The organism is Serratia marcescens (assembly GCF_006715005.1).
Taxonomy (GTDB): domain Bacteria; phylum Pseudomonadota; class Gammaproteobacteria; order Enterobacterales; family Enterobacteriaceae; genus Serratia; species Serratia montpellierensis.
On sequence record NZ_VFMJ01000001.1, the window covers coordinates 4758402 to 4774599 of the forward strand.

General features: G+C 62.3%; 14 protein-coding genes. 10 read left to right on the top strand and 4 right to left on the bottom strand.

Annotated features, from left to right (window positions below; all coding sequences use genetic code 11):
* Window positions 1–45: 45 nt before the first annotated feature.
* The 7 genes from ilvG to FHU12_RS23085 all read left to right on the top strand — a co-directional run bounded on the left by ilvG (window position 46) and on the right by FHU12_RS23085 (window position 7708).
* Complete coding sequence (gene ilvG, locus FHU12_RS23055; protein ID WP_141971976.1) at window positions 46–1692, top strand: acetolactate synthase 2 catalytic subunit; 1647 nt, start codon at window positions 46–48, stop codon at window positions 1690–1692.
* Window positions 1689–1946, top strand: a complete 258-nt coding sequence (gene ilvM / locus FHU12_RS23060; protein WP_038874702.1) for an acetolactate synthase 2 small subunit — start codon at window positions 1689–1691, stop codon at window positions 1944–1946. The genes ilvG and ilvM overlap by 4 nt, the downstream gene beginning before the upstream one ends.
* 23 nt (window positions 1947–1969) lie before the next feature.
* Entirely contained in the window at window positions 1970–2896 is a 927-nt protein-coding gene (locus FHU12_RS23065) for a branched-chain amino acid transaminase (RefSeq protein ID WP_033636413.1), read from the top strand.
* A gap of 101 nt (window positions 2897–2997) precedes the next feature.
* Window positions 2998–4848, top strand: coding sequence for a dihydroxy-acid dehydratase (gene ilvD, locus FHU12_RS23070; protein ID WP_141971978.1), 1851 nt, complete (start codon window positions 2998–3000; stop codon window positions 4846–4848).
* A gap of 5 nt (window positions 4849–4853) precedes the next feature.
* Complete coding sequence (gene ilvA / locus FHU12_RS23075) at window positions 4854–6398, top strand: threonine ammonia-lyase, biosynthetic (protein ID WP_015379394.1); 1545 nt, start codon at window positions 4854–4856, stop codon at window positions 6396–6398.
* A gap of 23 nt (window positions 6399–6421) precedes the next feature.
* Entirely contained in the window at window positions 6422–6985 is a 564-nt protein-coding gene (gene ssi4, locus FHU12_RS23080) for an immunity protein Sip4 (protein WP_521084106.1), read from the top strand.
* 21 nt (window positions 6986–7006) lie between these two features.
* The gene (locus FHU12_RS23085; RefSeq protein ID WP_141971982.1) at window positions 7007–7708 is read left to right on the top strand and encodes a DUF2461 domain-containing protein; all 702 of its coding nucleotides are present in this window, start codon (window positions 7007–7009) and stop codon (window positions 7706–7708) included.
* A 10-nt stretch (window positions 7709–7718) separates the two neighbouring features.
* On the opposite strand, the gene ilvY is transcribed toward FHU12_RS23085, so the two are convergent.
* Window positions 7719–8609 carry an HTH-type transcriptional activator IlvY gene (gene ilvY, locus FHU12_RS23090; protein ID WP_063990808.1) on the bottom strand — a complete coding sequence of 297 codons (891 nt, stop codon included), beginning with the start codon at window positions 8607–8609 and terminating at the stop codon, window positions 7719–7721.
* 168 nt (window positions 8610–8777) lie between these two features.
* On the opposite strand from ilvY, the gene ilvC reads away from it, so the two are divergent.
* A complete protein-coding gene (gene ilvC / locus FHU12_RS23095; RefSeq protein ID WP_038874693.1) occupies window positions 8778–10253 on the top strand; it encodes a ketol-acid reductoisomerase in 1476 nt (491 codons plus the stop codon).
* 46 nt (window positions 10254–10299) lie between these two features.
* On the opposite strand, the gene FHU12_RS23100 is transcribed toward ilvC, so the two are convergent.
* Together FHU12_RS23100 and kdgK are read right to left on the bottom strand one after the other, a co-directional pair.
* Window positions 10300–11001: a LuxR family transcriptional regulator gene (locus FHU12_RS23100; RefSeq protein WP_141971984.1), complete on the bottom strand. Its 702-nt coding sequence runs from the start codon at window positions 10999–11001 to the stop codon at window positions 10300–10302.
* Window positions 11002–11244: 243 nt separating this feature from the next.
* On the bottom strand, window positions 11245–12177 hold the full coding sequence (gene kdgK, locus FHU12_RS23105; RefSeq protein WP_141971986.1) for a 2-dehydro-3-deoxygluconokinase: 933 nt from the start codon (window positions 12175–12177) through the stop codon (window positions 11245–11247).
* 238 nt (window positions 12178–12415) lie between these two features.
* Between kdgK and pdeH the strand changes: the two genes are divergently transcribed.
* A complete protein-coding gene (gene pdeH, locus FHU12_RS23110) occupies window positions 12416–13207 on the top strand; it encodes a cyclic-guanylate-specific phosphodiesterase (protein WP_141971988.1) in 792 nt (263 codons plus the stop codon).
* A 90-nt stretch (window positions 13208–13297) separates the two neighbouring features.
* Entirely contained in the window at window positions 13298–15337 is a 2040-nt protein-coding gene (locus FHU12_RS23115) for an AsmA family protein (RefSeq protein WP_141971990.1), read from the top strand.
* Here FHU12_RS23115 and FHU12_RS23120 read toward each other — a convergent pair whose 3' ends face one another.
* Window positions 15338–16105: a CDP-diacylglycerol diphosphatase gene (locus FHU12_RS23120; protein ID WP_141971992.1), complete on the bottom strand. Its 768-nt coding sequence runs from the start codon at window positions 16103–16105 to the stop codon at window positions 15338–15340.
* Window positions 16106–16198: the final 93 nt, after the last annotated feature.

Consider the following 16198-nt stretch of genomic DNA (forward strand, 5'->3'; position numbering starts at 1 on the left):
CAGAACAAAATCCTGCAGTTGTCGAAGTAAGGCGGGGAAATAACTATGAATGGCGCTCAGTGGGTAGTTCAAGCGTTGCGTGCGCAGGGTGTGGATACCGTATTCGGCTATCCGGGCGGGGCAATCATGCCGGTGTACGATGCGTTGTACGACGGCGGTGTGGAACACCTGCTGTGCCGCCATGAACAGGGCGCCGCCATGGCCGCCATCGGCTACGCCCGCGCCACCGGCAAAGTCGGCGTTTGCATCGCCACTTCCGGCCCCGGCGCCACCAACTTGATCACCGGCCTGGCGGATGCGCTGCTCGATTCCGTTCCCGTTGTCGCCATTACCGGCCAAGTGGGCTCCGCGCTGATCGGCACCGATGCCTTTCAGGAGATCGATGTTCTCGGCCTGTCTCTGGCCTGCACCAAGCACAGCTTCCTGGTGGAATCGCTGGACGCCTTGCCGGGCATCATGGCGGAAGCGTTCGCCATCGCTGCCGGTGGCCGCCCTGGCCCGGTACTGATCGATATCCCGAAAGACATCCAGCTGGCGCAGGGCGACTTGCACCCGCACCTGATGCCGGTCGACGAAGCGCCGGCGTTCCCGGCGGCGGCGTTGGCAGAGGCGGCTGAGCTGCTGGCGCAGGCGCACAAACCGATGCTGTACGTCGGCGGAGGCGTGGGCATGGCGCAGGCGGTACCGGCGCTGCGTGAATTTATCGCCGTGACCCGCATGCCGAACGTGGCCACTCTGAAGGGGCTGGGCGCGCCGGATGCGCAAGATCCGCTGTACCTCGGTATGTTGGGCATGCACGGCACCAAGGCTGCCAACCTGGCGGTGCAGGCGTGCGATTTGCTGATTGCCGTCGGCGCGCGTTTCGATGACCGCGTGACCGGCAAACTGAACGCCTTCGCACCCCACGCGAAAGTGATCCACATGGATATCGACCCGGCGGAGATGAGCAAGCTGCGCCAGGCGCATGTGGCCTTGCAGGGCGATCTGAAAGCGTTGCTGCCGGCGTTGCAGCGCCCGCTGAACATCGCCGCCTGGCAGCAGCAGGTGACGGTGCTGAAAGCCGAGCACGCCTGTCGCTACGATCACCCCGGCCAGCCGATCTACGCGCCGCTGTTCTTGCGCCAGCTGTCCGCCCGCAAGCCGGCCAACAGCGTGGTGACCACCGACGTGGGCCAGCACCAGATGTGGAGCGCGCAGCACATGACGTTCGAACGCCCGGAGAATTTCATCACCTCCAGCGGCCTCGGCACCATGGGGTTCGGCGTGCCGGCGGCGGTGGGGGCCCAGATCGCGCGCCCGCAAGATACGGTGATCTGCGTCTCGGGCGATGGCTCCTTCATGATGAACGTGCAGGAGCTGGGCACCATCAAGCGTAAACAGCTGCCGCTGAAGATCGTGCTGCTGGACAACCAGCGTCTCGGAATGGTGCGCCAATGGCAGCAGCTGTTCTTCGACGGCCGCTACAGCGAAACCAACCTGTCCGATAACCCCGACTTCCTGATGCTGGCCGCCGCCTTCGGCATTCCCGGCCAGCGCATCAGCCGCAAGGATCAGGTGGAGGGCGCGCTCGAGGCGCTGTTCAACACCGAAGGCCCTTATCTGCTGCAGGTCTCTATCGACGAACTCGAAAACGTCTGGCCGCTGGTGCCGCCGGGCGCCGGCAACGAAACCATGTTGGAGGAAATATCATGATGCAGCATCAACTCTCGATCCAGGCGCGTTTTCGCCCCGAAATGTTAGAGCGCGTATTGCGGGTCGTGCGTCATCGCGGCTTTCAGGTTTGTGCTATGAATATGGTTTCCCCGGCCAACGCCGACAGCATCAATATCGAATTGACCGTTGCCAGCCCGCGTCCGGTCGCCCTGTTGTCATCTCAGTTAAGCAAACTGCTGGACGTCTCCTGCGTCGAGATCCAGCAGCCAACATCACAACAAATACGCGCCTGAGGCGCCGAGAAGGATAAATAACAATGACTAAGAAAGCCGATTACATTTGGTTCAATGGTGAGATGGTTCCTTGGGCCGAGGCCAAAGTGCACGTGATGTCGCACGCGCTGCATTACGGCACGTCGGTATTTGAAGGCGTACGCTGCTACGACTCGCATTTGGGGCCGGTGGTATTCCGTCATCGCGAGCATATGCAGCGCCTGCATGACTCGGCGAAAATCTACCGCATGCCGGTTTCGCAAAGCGTTGACGAGCTGATGGAAGCCTGCCGCGCCACGCTGCGCAAGAACAACCTGGTCAGCGCGTACATTCGCCCGCTGGTGTTCGTCGGCGATGTCGGCATGGGCGTCAACCCGCCGGCCGGTTACAAAACGGACGTGATTATCGCGGCGTTTCCTTGGGGCGCTTATCTGGGTGAAGAAGCGCTGGATCAAGGCATCGATGCGATGGTCTCCTCCTGGCACCGCGTTGCACCAAACACGATCCCCACTGCGGCCAAGGCCGGCGGTAACTATCTTTCCTCCCTGCTGGTGGGCAGCGAAGCGCGTCGCCACGGCTATCAGGAAGGCATCGCGCTCGACGTGCACGGCTACATTTCCGAAGGGGCGGGCGAGAACCTGTTTGAAGTGAAAGACGGCGTGATTTACACCCCGCCGTTCACCTCTTCGGCGCTGCCGGGCATCACCCGTGACGCGATCATCAAGCTGGCGAAAGACATGGGCTTCGAAGTGCGTGAGCAGGTGCTGTCTCGCGAATCGCTGTACCTGGCCGACGAAGTGTTCATGTCCGGCACTGCGGCGGAGATTACGCCGGTACGCAGCGTGGACGGCATTCAGGTCGGGATCGGCAAATGCGGCCCGGTGACCAAACAGATCCAACAGGCGTTCTTCGGCCTGTTCAGCGGCAAGACAGAAGACAAATACGGCTGGCTGGATCCGGTAAATCCGTAACAAAAAGGTTCGCCTCAACGCGGACGACAAGACAGACAAGATAAGAATATCCAGGCGGTTCGTTCGCCGCCTGCCATAAATACATTTGGAGTGAAAAGAGCATGCCTAAGTACCGTTCCGCCACCACCACCCACGGCCGCAATATGGCGGGTGCCCGCGCATTGTGGCGCGCGACCGGGATGACCGACGCCGATTTCGGCAAGCCGATTATCGCCGTGGTCAACTCCTTTACCCAGTTCGTGCCGGGCCACGTGCATCTGCGCGATCTGGGCAAACTGGTCGCCGAACAGATCGAAGCCTCCGGCGGCGTGGCCAAAGAGTTCAACACCATCGCGGTGGATGACGGCATCGCCATGGGCCACGGCGGCATGCTCTATTCCCTGCCGTCGCGCGAGCTGATCGCCGACTCGGTCGAATACATGGTGAACGCCCACTGCGCCGACGCGATGGTGTGCATCTCCAACTGCGACAAGATCACCCCGGGCATGCTGATGGCGGCGTTGCGCCTGAATATTCCGGTGATCTTCGTCTCCGGCGGCCCGATGGAAGCCGGCAAGACCAAACTCTCCAACCAGATCATCAAGCTGGATCTGGTGGATGCGATGATCCAGGGCGCGAACCCGAACGTCAGCGACGCCGACAGCGAGCAGATCGAGCGTTCCGCCTGCCCGACCTGTGGTTCCTGCTCCGGCATGTTCACCGCCAACTCGATGAACTGCCTGACCGAGGCGCTGGGCCTGTCGCAGCCGGGCAACGGCTCGCTGCTGGCCACCCACGCCGATCGCAAAGCGCTGTTCCTTAACGCCGGCAAGCGCATCGTCGAGCTGACCAAACGCTATTACGAGCAGGACGACGAGAGCGCGCTGCCGCGTAATATCGCCAACAAGGCGGCGTTTGAGAACGCCATGACGCTGGACATCGCCATGGGCGGCTCGACCAACACCGTGCTGCACCTGCTGGCTTCGGCGCAGGAAGGCGAGGTGGACTTCACCATGGAAGACATTGATCGCCTGTCGCGCAAAGTGCCGCACCTGTGCAAGGTGGCGCCGAGCACGCAGAAATACCATATGGAAGACGTGCACCGCGCCGGCGGCGTAATCGGTATCCTCGGCGAGCTGGATCGCGCCGGCTTGCTGAACCGCGAGGTGAACAACGTGCTGGGGCTGACCCTGCCGCAGACGCTGGAAGCCTACGACGTGATGCTGACCCGCGACGAAAGCGTCAAGAAAATGTACTCCGCCGGGCCGGCCGGTATCCGCACCACGCAGGCATTCTCTCAGGACTGCCGCTGGGATTCGCTGGACACCGACCGCAAGGAAGGCTGCATCCGCACCCGTGAGCACGCCTACAGCCAGGACGGCGGGTTGGCGGTGCTGTACGGCAACCTGGCGGAGAACGGCTGCATCGTCAAAACCGCCGGCGTAGACAAGGAAATCCTCACCTTCCGCGGCCCGGCCAAAGTGTATGAAAGCCAGGATGATGCGGTAGAAGCTATCCTCGGCGGCAAAGTGGTGGCGGGCGACGTGGTCGTTATCCGTTACGAAGGGCCGAAAGGCGGGCCGGGCATGCAGGAAATGCTCTATCCGACCACCTACCTGAAATCGATGGGGCTGGGCAAGGCGTGCGCGCTGATCACCGACGGGCGTTTCTCCGGCGGTACCTCCGGGCTGTCCATCGGCCACGCCTCGCCGGAAGCGGCCAGCGGCGGCCTGATCGCCCTGGTGCAGGACGGCGACATGATCGCGATCGACATTCCTCATCGCGGTGTCCAGCTGGACGTCAGCGAGCAGGAGCTGGCGGCGCGGCATGAGGCTGAGCTGGCGCGCGGAGACGCGGCCTGGACGCCGAAAAACCGTGAGCGTCAGGTATCCTTCGCGCTACGCGCCTACGCCTCGTTGGCCACCAGCGCCGACAAAGGCGCAGTGCGCGACAAGAGCAAACTGGGGGGATAAGCAGCATGGCGGTCTCTCAACCCCTACCCAGCGCCCCCTGCGGCGCGGAATATCTGCGAGCGGTACTGCGCTCGCCGGTCTACGAGGTGGCGCAGGTCACCCCGTTGCAGGCCATGAGCAAAATTTCTTCGCGCCTCGGCAACACTATTTTGGTGAAGCGCGAAGATCGCCAGCCGGTGCACAGTTTTAAGCTGCGCGGGGCCTATGCGATGATCGCCGGGCTGGACGAAGAGCAGAAGGCGCGCGGCGTCGTGACGGCTTCGGCCGGCAACCACGCGCAGGGCGTCGCCTTCTCCGGTAAACGGCTGGGCATCAAAACGCTGATCGTGATGCCGGTGTCTACCGCAGACATCAAAGTGGATGCGGTGCGCGGTTTCGGCGGCGAAGTGCTGCTGCACGGCGCCAATTTCGACGAGGCCAAGGCGAAGGCGATCGAGCTTTCCCAGCAGCAGGGCATGACCTTTGTGCCGCCGTTCGATCATCCGACGGTGATCGCCGGGCAGGGCACGCTGGCGATGGAGCTGCTGCAGCAAGACGCGCATCTGGATAGGGTCTTCGTGCCGGTCGGCGGCGGCGGCCTGGCCGCCGGGGTGGCGGTGCTGATCAAGCAGCTGATGCCGCAGATCAAAGTGATCGGCGTCGAAGCGGAAGACTCCGCCTGCCTGCGCGCGGCGCTGGATGCCGGCCATCCGGTGGATCTGGCGCGCGTCGGGCTGTTCGCCGAAGGCGTGGCGGTGAAGCGTATCGGCGACGAAACCTTCCGCCTGTGCCGTGAATATCTGGACGACGTGATCACCGTGGACAGCGACGCCATCTGCGCTGCGGTCAAAGATCTGTTCGAGGACGTGCGCGCCATTGCCGAACCTTCCGGCGCGCTGGCGCTGGCGGGGCTGAAAAAGTACGTCCAGCAGCACAACATTCAGGGCGAGCGTCTGGCGCACGTGCTGTCCGGCGCCAACCTCAACTTCCACGGGCTGCGCTACGTTTCCGAACGTTGCGAACTGGGCGAACAGCGCGAAGCGCTGTTGGCGGTGACCATTCCGGAACAGCAGGGCAGCTTCCTCAAGTTCTGCCAACTGCTGGGCGGACGCTCGGTGACCGAATTCAACTATCGCTACGCCGATGCCGACAACGCCTGCATTTTTGTCGGCGTGCGTCTGACGCGTGGGCACGCCGAACGGCGGGAAATCATCGACGAGCTCAATGCCGACGGTTATCAGGTGGTGGATCTGTCGGACGACGAGATGGCCAAGCTGCACGTGCGCTACATGGTGGGCGGGCGCCCGTCGAAGCCGCTGCGCGAACGGCTGTACAGCTTTGAGTTTCCGGAGTCGCCGGGCGCGCTGCTGAAATTCCTGCAGACGCTGGGCACGCACTGGAACATTTCGCTGTTCCACTATCGCAGCCACGGCACCGACTTCGGCCGGGTGCTGGCGGCCTTCGAACTGGCGCAATCCGAGCCGGAATTCGAACGGCATCTGCAGGCGCTGGGCTACGATTGCCACGACGAGACCGACAACCCGGCGTTCCGCTTCTTTTTGCAGGGGTGAGCCCGGTGCGTTTATCCGGCCGGTTGTCTCGCTTAGCGGCACGAGGCCGGGAGATGGAAAGCCAAATCGCGGCGCGCGATCGCGCGCTTTTCGCCGGTGTGGATGCGCAGCTCGAGCAGCATTTCCTGATGCCGGGCCAGCGGCTGTCGCCGCCGGGCGTCGGCAACGTCATGTTGCTGATGGTGTGCCTGACCCTGGGGCTGGCGGGCGTGATGGGCCTGGCCACGGATGTGGCGGCCGCCTGGAGCGGCAAGACCTCCGCCGCCGTTCTCATGGGCAGCGGCGCGATCGTGGCGGTGTGGATGACGCTGATCCTGTTCCAACTGGTGCAGGGGAAAAACAGCGGGGTGGTATTGCTGCAATATTATCTTGGCATGCTCGGCCTGTTTTGCCTTGGCGCCGTGGCGGCGTGGGCGGCGGGGATGACCGGCATCGCCACCGTCGCCATGCTGCTGGGAGGCGCGGTTGGCGGTGCGCTGTTCAGTAACCGGGCGGCGTTCTCTCTCTATGTCGCTTATTTTCGCACGCGTCGGCGCGTGTTTATCAAACGCCGTTGGCAGAGGGAAGATCTGCGCAACACCCGATAAACCGTCAGAACGGAAAAACTTATGACGCAACCCTTCTCCGGCTTTAGCCAGCAGGGCCTGAATTTCCTGCAGCAGGTGCGGATAGAGAACGATAAGGCGTGGTTCGACGGCAACCGCGACATCTACGATCGCGAGCTGCTGGCGCCGTTTCGCGCGCTGGTGGAGCAGCTGGCTCCCGGCATGCTGGCGATCGACCCGCAGTTCGAGACCCGCCCGGCGATCGGCAAAACGCTGTCGCGCATTCATCGCGACACGCGCTTTTCTCATGACAAATCGCGCTACCGCAGCCGCATGTGGCTGACGTTCAAGCGTCCGAGCAAAGACTGGAAAGACGCGCCGGTCTACTTTTTCGAACTGGGGCCGGACATGCTGCGCTATGGGCTCGGCTACTACAGTGCCAACAAGCCGACCATGGATCTGTTCCGTCATACGCTGAGGCAGCGGCCGCAGCCTTTCCTTGAGGTGGCCGCCTGCTGCCGGCCGCCGTTCGAGCTGGTGGGCGAGAGCTACAAACGCCCGCTGGTGAAGGAACAGGCGGCGGAGATCGCCACCTGGTACAACCGCAAGTCGTTTGCGGTGATGGTGACGGACAGCGAAGTGGAAAAGCTGTTCAACGCCGATCTGGTGCCGCTGCTGGCCGGGGCATTTTTGCAGCTTGAGCCGCTCTACCACTGGCTGATGCAGGTAGAGACGATGAAGCAGATCGATCCGGCGGACCTGTAAAAACCCCGCGTCAGCGGGGATGCAGTAAGCGCCAAAAGGCGTCTATCAGCGGATCGCTAAGGCGCTTTTTCTGGACGCAGACCCCCAGCTCGAACGGTTCGACCATCGAGATGTTATCCAGCTGCGAGATGCGGTTGCGTACCGGCTCCGGGCTGTTGTCCACCACCACGCTCGGGATCAGCGCGATGCCGCAGCCTAAAGCGACCATCGACACGATGGCTTCGTGGCCGCCGACGGTGGCGTAAATCAGCGGATTGCTGATGCGATGGCGGCGGAACCACAGCTCGATGCGTTTTCGCGAGGGGCCGTGCTCCGGCAGGATGAACGGGATTTCGGTCCAGTCCGGCTTGTCGGCGAACGCCTGGCTGCGCACCGCGCAGGGCAGCGCCGGCGCGATCAGCACCAGAGGAATTTCGCCGATTTTGGTGAACGCTACGCTGGTGGGCAGCGTTTCCGGCCGGCCGGCGATGCCGAGATCGGCCTCGTTGGATTGCACCTTGTCGACCGCGTCGGCGGCATCGCCGGTGGTCAGCTTAATCTCTACCAGCGGGTGCTGCGCGCGGAAGCGATCGAGGATCGGCGGCAGGTGGCTGTACGCCGCGGTCACCGAGCAGAACAGCCGCAGTTCGCCGCTCAGCGAAGGGCCGTGCTGGCCGAGCGAGTGCTTCAGCTGCTGATACTGCAGCAGCGTCTGTTGGGCGAATTCTTTCAGCTGTTCGCCGGCGTCGGTGAGCTGCACGGTGCGGTTGTCGCGCAGGAACAGCGGCTGCCCGAGGATCTCTTCCAGCCGCTGGATCTGGCGGGAGAGCGTCGACGGGCTGACGTGCATCGCCTTGGCGGTGCGCCCGAAGTGATGGCTTTCGGCCAAATGCAGGAACAGCTTTAAATCACGTAAATCCATATCGATACGCTCGCAGTGAGAGTGTTGCATAAATTGCAATATCACGTTCTCAATATATCAATTTAAGCAACGCATTTCCTGTTATACATTGAGTTTAACGAATCTCCGCACAGACAGGGCGGGGAATGAAAATAACAATGCAAGACAACATCAAACCGGAGTACCACCATGGCTAACTATTTCAACACATTGAACCTGCGTCAGCAGTTGGCGCAATTGGGTAAATGCCGCTTTATGGCGCGCGACGAATTTGCTGACGAAGCCGGCTACCTGAAAGGTAAAAAAGTGGTGATTGTCGGCTGTGGCGCCCAGGGTCTGAACCAGGGGCTGAACATGCGTGACTCCGGCCTGGATGTCGCCTATGCCCTGCGTAAAGAAGCGATCGACGAGAAGCGCGCTTCCTGGCGCAAAGCGACCGAAAACGGCTTTAAGGTCGGCACCTACGAAGACCTGATCCCGCAGGCGGATCTGGTGGTCAACCTGACGCCGGACAAGCAGCATTCTTCCGTGGTGCGCGCGGTGCAGCCGCTGATGAAAGACGGCGCGGCGCTGGGTTACTCCCACGGCTTCAACATCGTTGAAGTGGGTGAGCAGGTGCGTAAAGACATCACCGTGGTGATGGTCGCGCCGAAATGCCCGGGCACCGAAGTGCGTGAAGAGTACAAGCGCGGCTTCGGCGTGCCGACCCTGATTGCGGTTCACCCGGAAAACGATCCGAAAGGCGAAGGCATGGCGATCGCCAAGGCCTGGGCGGCGGCGACCGGCGGCCACCGCGCCGGCGTGCTGGAGTCCTCCTTCGTCGCCGAAGTGAAATCCGACCTGATGGGCGAGCAGACCATTCTGTGCGGCATGCTGCAGGCGGGTTCGCTGCTGTGCTTCGACAAGCTGGTTGCTGAGGGCACCGATCCTGCTTACGCCGAGAAACTGATTCAGTTCGGCTGGGAAACCATCACCGAAGCGCTGAAGCAGGGCGGCATCACGCTGATGATGGATCGCCTGTCCAATCCGGCCAAGCTGCGTGCCTATGCGCTGTCCGAACAGCTGAAAACCATCATGGCGCCGCTGTTCCAGAAGCACATGGACGACATCATCTCCGGCGCTTTCTCCAGCGGCATGATGGCCGACTGGGCGGAAGACGACGTGAAATTGCTGACCTGGCGCGAAGAGACCGGCAAAACCGCGTTCGAGAATGCGCCACAGTTTGAAGGCAAAATCAGCGAGCAAGAGTACTTCGATCACGGCGTGCTGATGGTGGCGATGGTGAAAGCGGGCGTTGAGCTGGCGTTCGAAACCATGGTCGATGCCGGCATCATCGAAGAGTCGGCTTACTATGAGTCGCTGCACGAGCTGCCGCTGATTGCCAACACCATTGCACGTAAGCGTCTGTATGAAATGAACGTGGTTATCTCCGATACCGCAGAGTACGGCAACTACCTGTTCGCCAACGCGGCGGTGCCGCTGCTGAAGGACTTCATGACCACCCTGCAGGCGGGTGATTTGGGCAAAGCCGCGGCGGGTACGGCGGTGGACAACGCGCAGCTGCGCGACGTGAACGAAGCGGTGCGCAGTCACCCTATCGAAACCGTCGGTCGCAAACTGCGTGGCTACATGACCGACATGAAACGCATCGCCGTTGCGGGCTGATTTTCCGCAAGGCAAATAAAAAAGCCGGCTGCGATGCCGGCTTTTTTTATGTTTCCGGCGGCGCGAGCAGCTGCCGTTCAAGGCAGTGCCGGATCGCGTGTTTGGCGTTGGCGACCCCCAGCTTACGCACCGCATTGCCGATGTGAAACTTCACCGTACCGGTTTTGATCCCCAGGATCAGCGCGATCTCATGGTAGGTTTTGCCCTGGCTGGCCCAGTAGAGGATCTCCCCTTCGCGCGGCGAGAGCCGGTCTGTCCGGCTCGCCTCGGCGCTGGCCAAGGCCAGGGCGTGCTGGTGGGTATCGACCAATACCATCTGCAGGCTGGCCCTCTCGTCTTCCATCAGCTGCCGCAGATCGGCGTCATCGGCCGCCGTGGCGCTGATCGACAGGATCGCCAGGTTGTTGTCGTGATCGTGCAAAACAAAGCTGCAGCCGTGCACGATGTCGTATTCCCGCGCCTGGCTGAAGATCTTCCGGTAATGCCGATCCTCGGTGGTGACGGGGGTGTCGTGCCACATGAAGGGCGCGCAGCGGCTATGGGCGGCGCGCACGACGGGATCGATGCGCTGATAACGATTGGCGCTGTAGATGTCCAGCCATTCTTGCGGGTAGCTTGAGACCAGCAGATGGCGATCGGGGCGGTGTTTATTGAAGGTCAAATAAGCGTATTTGAATTGGCTGAAGGCGTGCAGTCGGCCGTCAAGATGCAGTCTTGCGGCGACGGCGTTGGCGAATGCGACGGCCATCGGTAACCTCCCTGTCGTTCGGCGGCTCAGCCCGACCTGCACCAAAGTCCAGCTAGTCAGTGCGGCGGATTGAAATTTATACTCGGCTAATAAATTCAAAAAGGCGGCAATGCCAAGAGCCGAGCTTAGCAGCTCTGGGCGGAAATAAGCCAACGCCAGGGAAATTCTTTCAAACATCCTCTCATCAATATGTCTGGGATCCATTGCGCCGGCGGCGAGGCCACCTCGCCGCCGCCTTATTGGCTATGCGGGCATTGCCGTTGCGGGAATGATGGCGCCGCGATGTTGGATCACCGTCGCGGCAAGCCGGTGGCCGCGCTGTGCCGCCTGCTGGGCGCTGCCGCCGTTCAGGCGTTCCGCCAGATAACCGGCGCTGAAAGCGTCGCCCGCGGCGGTGGTATCCACTACGCGCTCCGGCGGCAGCGCGATCGCCGGTACCTCAAGTCGCTCTTCCTCCACGCTGAACACCAGACAGGCATCCGCGCCGCGTTTGATAACGATCTCGCCGACGCCGAGCGCCTGTGTGCGTGCCACCACCTGTTCAACCGGCTGTGCTCCCCACAGCAACGCTTCGTCATCCAGCGTCAGGAAGGCGATGTCGGTGCAGGCCAGCACCTCGCGGTAGGCCAGCTGCGTTTCCTCACGGCTTTGCCACAGGCGCGGACGGTAGTTGTTGTCGAAGATAACCTGGCCGCCGTTGGCGCGGCAGCGGCGCAACAGCGCCAGCAGCTTCGTGCGGTCGGCAGGCGCGAGGATCGCCAGGCTAATGCCGCTGAGATACAGGTAATCGAACTGCGCCAGCCGGGCACACAGTGCGTCGGCCTGCGGTCCCGCAAGCCAATACCGGGCGGCGGCGTCGTTGCGCCAGTAGTAGAAGGTGCGTTCGCCGGCGGCGTCGGTTTCGATGACGTACAGGCCCGGCAATTTGTTTTCCAACTGCTGAATCAGCCCGGTCTCGATCTTTTCCTGCCGCCAGGCCTGCAGCATCTCGCCGCTGAAGCTGTCGGTGCCGAGTGCGGTGACGTAATGCACCTGCGGCGTCTGTTCCGGCATTTGGCGGGCGAGGTAGACGGCGGTGTTGAGGGTATCGCCGCCAAAGCCGCGCGTCAGCTGCGCGCCCTGCTGCGACAGCTCGATCATGCATTCGCCGATCACGGCGAGATTTCGGATAGTCATCGTCAATAAGCCCTGGCTAAAGAAGAAGCAACAGCCGTCAGTCTCCCTGCAAGGCGGTGAGAGAGTCAATAAATTAAAACAGTGTTTTAATTTTTTATGATCGCGATCGACCCATGCCAACAGGGTGAAGAGAAAAGCCTGCGGCAATTCGTGCTTAAAGTTTTACGCGGCGCTGCCGATAAGCTGGGTAAAGAAACAGCGGCAGCGCTCTCACTTCCCCGCCACGGCGATAGTACCGATGATAACCAACCTGATCTCGGGTCTGCTGGCGCCCTGTTTTGCCCTCTATGCCTGCGCCAAATCGCGGCGCTACTGGCGGCAATGCCGGCGCTTGTATACCTTCCAGCCGATTTATCGCACCAGCGGCGCGCTGCTGGCGGTGGAACTGTTGACGGCGGTGTATCACCCGAATGAGCCGAACAAACGGCAATCCCCGGAACAGTATTTTGCCTCGATCGGCGTCGCCCAGCGTTTGCGGGTGATCCAGGAGCAGTTGGCACTGTTGCAGCGCTGGCAGGCGTTGTTCATTCGCCACGCGGTGATGGTGTCGGTCAATATCGACGGTATGGCGCTGCAAGCGTTGCAGCGTCATGACGCGTTGCAACGGCAGATCGCCGAGATGCCCTATCTGCGCTTCGAGCTGGTGGAGCAAGCCGCAACGGCGTCAAACCGCCCGTTGCAGCAGATCGTCGGCGGCGAACGGCTGTGGCTGGACGATTTCGGCAGCGGGCTGGCCAACTTCTCCGCCGTCGGCGCCTGGCGCTATCAATACATCAAGGTGGCGCGCGAATTGTTCACCTTGCTCAAACAGTCGGAAGAGGGCGTACAGCTGCTCGGCACCCTGATCAAGATGATGAACCAGCACAGCGACGGGGTGATCGTCGAAGGCGTGGAAACCGAGCAGGAATGGCGGCTGGTGCAGCGTTCCGGCGCGTTGGCCGCGCAGGGCTACTATCTTTCCCGCCCGGCGTGCTTTGAAACTTTACACAGCGTACCGACGCTGTTCGCCGCGCCCGGCGCGCCGGCGTGAACTCCGGGCTATCCTCAGCTAGGCTTAAACGGGGCTGCTCATTCCTTTTCCTTTCATTCGGCAGCCCGGTTTATGTGCTGAGGGAGCCCTATGACAAGAACAGGAAAGGTTTTCAGCTGGCTGGGCGGCATTGTGCTGCTGGCGATCGTCGCGCTGGCGATCTTTATCGCCACCTTCGACTGGAATCGACTCAAGCCCACCATCAACGACAAAGTGTCGGCCGAACTGCGGCGGCCCTTCGCCATCCGCGGCGATCTGGGCGTCGATTGGTCGCGTAACCGGGATGAGGGCGGCTGGCGCGCCTGGGTGCCCTGGCCGCATATTCACGCCGAAGACGTGTGGTTGGGTAATCCGAAAAACATCCCCGGCGACAGCATGGTGACGCTGCAGCGCGTCGACGCCAGCATCGCACCGCTGGCGCTGCTGAGGAAAGAACTGCTGATCCCGCGCATCTGGCTCAAGCAGCCGAATGCGTCGTTGCAACGCCTGGCCAACGGCGACAACAACTGGACGTTTGACCTGGCTGCCGGCCAGGATCCCAAGCAGCCGCCTTCCGCCTGGTCGTTCACTGTGCACGACATCGTGTTCGACAAGGGACAGATCGCCTTTAAAGATGCCACGCTGAAGGCGGATTTCCGCGCCGTTATCGATCCGCTCGGCAAACCGCTGCCGTTCAGTGAAGTGACCGGCAAACAGAGCGGCGGCAAGGTTGCTACACCCGATTATGTTTTCGGCTGGCAGGTGAAAGGCAAATATAACGGCGAACCGCTGAGCGGCAGCGGCAAGATCGGCGGCATGCTGTCACTGCAGAGCGCCGATCTGCCGTTCCCGCTGCAGGCCGACGTGCGCTCCGGCAGCACCCGGGTTGCGGTGGCGGGCACCTTGTCCGATCCGCTGAACCTCGGCGGCCTGGACGTGCAGCTGAAATTTTCCGGCGAAAGCCTGGGCAATCTCTATGGCCTGACCGGCGTGCTGCTGCCGAACACGCCGCCGTATGCGACTGATGGCCATCTGATAGCCCGCCTGCATCAGCCGGGCGGCGCCGTGTTCGAATATCAGAAGTTCGACGGCAAAATCGGCGACAGCGACATTCATGGCGACTTGAAATACGTTGCCGCTAAACCGCGGCCGGCGCTGAGCGGGGCGGTGAACTCCCGGCAGCTGAGGTTGGCGGATCTGGCGCCGCTGATCGGCGCGGACTCCAACGCCGCCAAAGCCGGCCGCGGCGAGAAGAGCCGCCAGCCGGCGGATAAGGTGCTGCCGGTTGAACAGTTCGATACGCAAAGCTGGAGCAAGATGGATGCGGACGTGAAGTTTGCCGCCGCGCGCATCGAGCGCGGCAGCGATTTACCGCTGAGCGATCTGGCCACGCACCTGAAGCTGAACAATGGCGAGTTGCGTCTGGATCCGCTGCGCTTTGGCATGGCGGGCGGCAGCCTGAACGCCGTGGTGCGCCTCGACGGCGGCAAAAAGCCGATGCGCGGCCAGGTGGATATGCATGCGCGCAAACTCCAGCTCAAACAGCTGTTGCCGAACGTGGCGGCGATGAAGCGCAGCCTTGGGCAGATGAACGGCGACGCCAGGCTGACGGGCAGCGGTAATTCGGTGGCCGAGCTGCTGGCGACCAGCAATGGCGACCTGCGCCTGTTGATCAATAACGGGGTGATCAGCCGTAGCCTGATGGAGATCCTCGGCCTGAACGTCGGTAACTATCTGGTGGCGCAGCTGTTCGGCGACGACGTGGTGGGCATCAACTGCGCGGCGGCGGACGTCGGCATCCGCAGCGGCGTCGCCGCGCCGCGGCTGTTTGTGTTCGACACCGAGAACGCGGTGATCAACATCACCGGCAACACCAACCTCGCCACCGAACGGCTGGATTTGTCCATCGATCCGGAAAGCAAGGGGATGCGCGTGCTGACCCTGCGCTCGCCGCTGTACGTGAAAGGCACCTTCAAGCACCCCGACGCCGGGGTGAAAGCCGGGCCGCTGATCGCGCGCGGCGCGGCGGCGGTGGCGTTGGGGGCGGTGCTGACGCCGGCGGCGGCGCTGCTGGCGCTGGTCTCGCCCAGTGAAGGCGGCGAGGAGAACCAGTGCGGGCAGATCCTGCGGGAGATGAAAGGCAAAAAATAATCAGGCGCGCGGCGGTGGCGTAAGCAGCCGGCAGTCGTGATCCTGGATCTCTTCCGCCGAGGCCAGGGTGAACGGCAGCAGGCTGCGCTCGGTCGCCAGCAGCAGGAAATCGCCGTCCGGCAGCGCGGTCATCGCCAGGCCGAAGCTGCCCATGCGCCCGTCGGCGCGCGGCAGGCCGGCAGCCAACAGACGGAAGGCGCCCTGTTGCTCCAGCTCGGCAGGGGTCACCCGCCGCCCCAGATAGTCATGTCCCAACAGCCCGCCGGGCAGCGGTTGCCATTGCCCGATAAAATCGGGGCCGATCTGCGCCAGCCGCTGTTTAACCGCCGGCAACAGGCAGGAGATATGAATATGCAGCTGGTTTTGCGTACGACCATATTCCGAGTTGATCGCCAGTGAAATATCGCCGTCGTCGATCGGTTTGCCATAACGTTCCGCCATCACGTGGCGCGCGCCCCAGGCCTGCGCGAAGAAATTCGGCGTGGCGGCGTCCAGCACCGCCGGGCTTTCGATACCGGTGATTTTGGCGCTGGGCATCAGCAGATATTGCAGTGGTCCGTTGCGATCTTTAAACACCACGAAACCGGCCTGCACATCCACCTGCGCGCAGGGCGCCGGGTTGTCATGCGCCTGCTGATTGGGCAGGCATTGCTGGCTGACGATGCGCCACAGCGCATCGGGATGGTCGGGCTTCAACCCGTAATAGAGCGCGATGGCGAGAGCCGCCAGCAGCGCAACGCAGACAAATACCCCACGACGCAGAGACATCGGCCGATCCTGTTACCGAGAGAAACGACCAGCATAGCCCGGTTTTATGACAGGAAACGAACAACGCGTGCGGCCCCCCACAGTGAGGGGGGC

What these genes read in the sequence shown, in the direction of transcription:
- ilvA (WP_015379394.1), top strand. Translation starts at nt 4,854, where the DNA reads ATGGCGGTCTCTCAACCCCTACCCAGCGCCCCCTGCGGCGCGGAATAT.
- FHU12_RS23065 (WP_033636413.1), top strand. Translation starts at nt 1,970, where the DNA reads ATGACTAAGAAAGCCGATTACATTTGGTTCAATGGTGAGATGGTTCCT.
- ilvG (WP_141971976.1), top strand. Translation starts at nt 46, where the DNA reads ATGAATGGCGCTCAGTGGGTAGTTCAAGCGTTGCGTGCGCAGGGTGTG.
- FHU12_RS23085 (WP_141971982.1), top strand. Translation starts at nt 7,007, where the DNA reads ATGACGCAACCCTTCTCCGGCTTTAGCCAGCAGGGCCTGAATTTCCTG.
- FHU12_RS23100 (WP_141971984.1), bottom strand. Translation starts at nt 11,001, where the DNA reads ATGGCCGTCGCATTCGCCAACGCCGTCGCCGCAAGACTGCATCTTGAC.
- ilvC (WP_038874693.1), top strand. Translation starts at nt 8,778, where the DNA reads ATGGCTAACTATTTCAACACATTGAACCTGCGTCAGCAGTTGGCGCAA.
- kdgK (WP_141971986.1), bottom strand. Translation starts at nt 12,177, where the DNA reads ATGACTATCCGAAATCTCGCCGTGATCGGCGAATGCATGATCGAGCTG.
- ilvM (WP_038874702.1), top strand. Translation starts at nt 1,689, where the DNA reads ATGATGCAGCATCAACTCTCGATCCAGGCGCGTTTTCGCCCCGAAATG.
- FHU12_RS23120 (WP_141971992.1), bottom strand. Translation starts at nt 16,105, where the DNA reads ATGTCTCTGCGTCGTGGGGTATTTGTCTGCGTTGCGCTGCTGGCGGCT.
- ilvY (WP_063990808.1), bottom strand. Translation starts at nt 8,609, where the DNA reads ATGGATTTACGTGATTTAAAGCTGTTCCTGCATTTGGCCGAAAGCCAT.
- FHU12_RS23115 (WP_141971990.1), top strand. Translation starts at nt 13,298, where the DNA reads ATGACAAGAACAGGAAAGGTTTTCAGCTGGCTGGGCGGCATTGTGCTG.
- pdeH (WP_141971988.1), top strand. Translation starts at nt 12,416, where the DNA reads ATGATAACCAACCTGATCTCGGGTCTGCTGGCGCCCTGTTTTGCCCTC.
- ilvD (WP_141971978.1), top strand. Translation starts at nt 2,998, where the DNA reads ATGCCTAAGTACCGTTCCGCCACCACCACCCACGGCCGCAATATGGCG.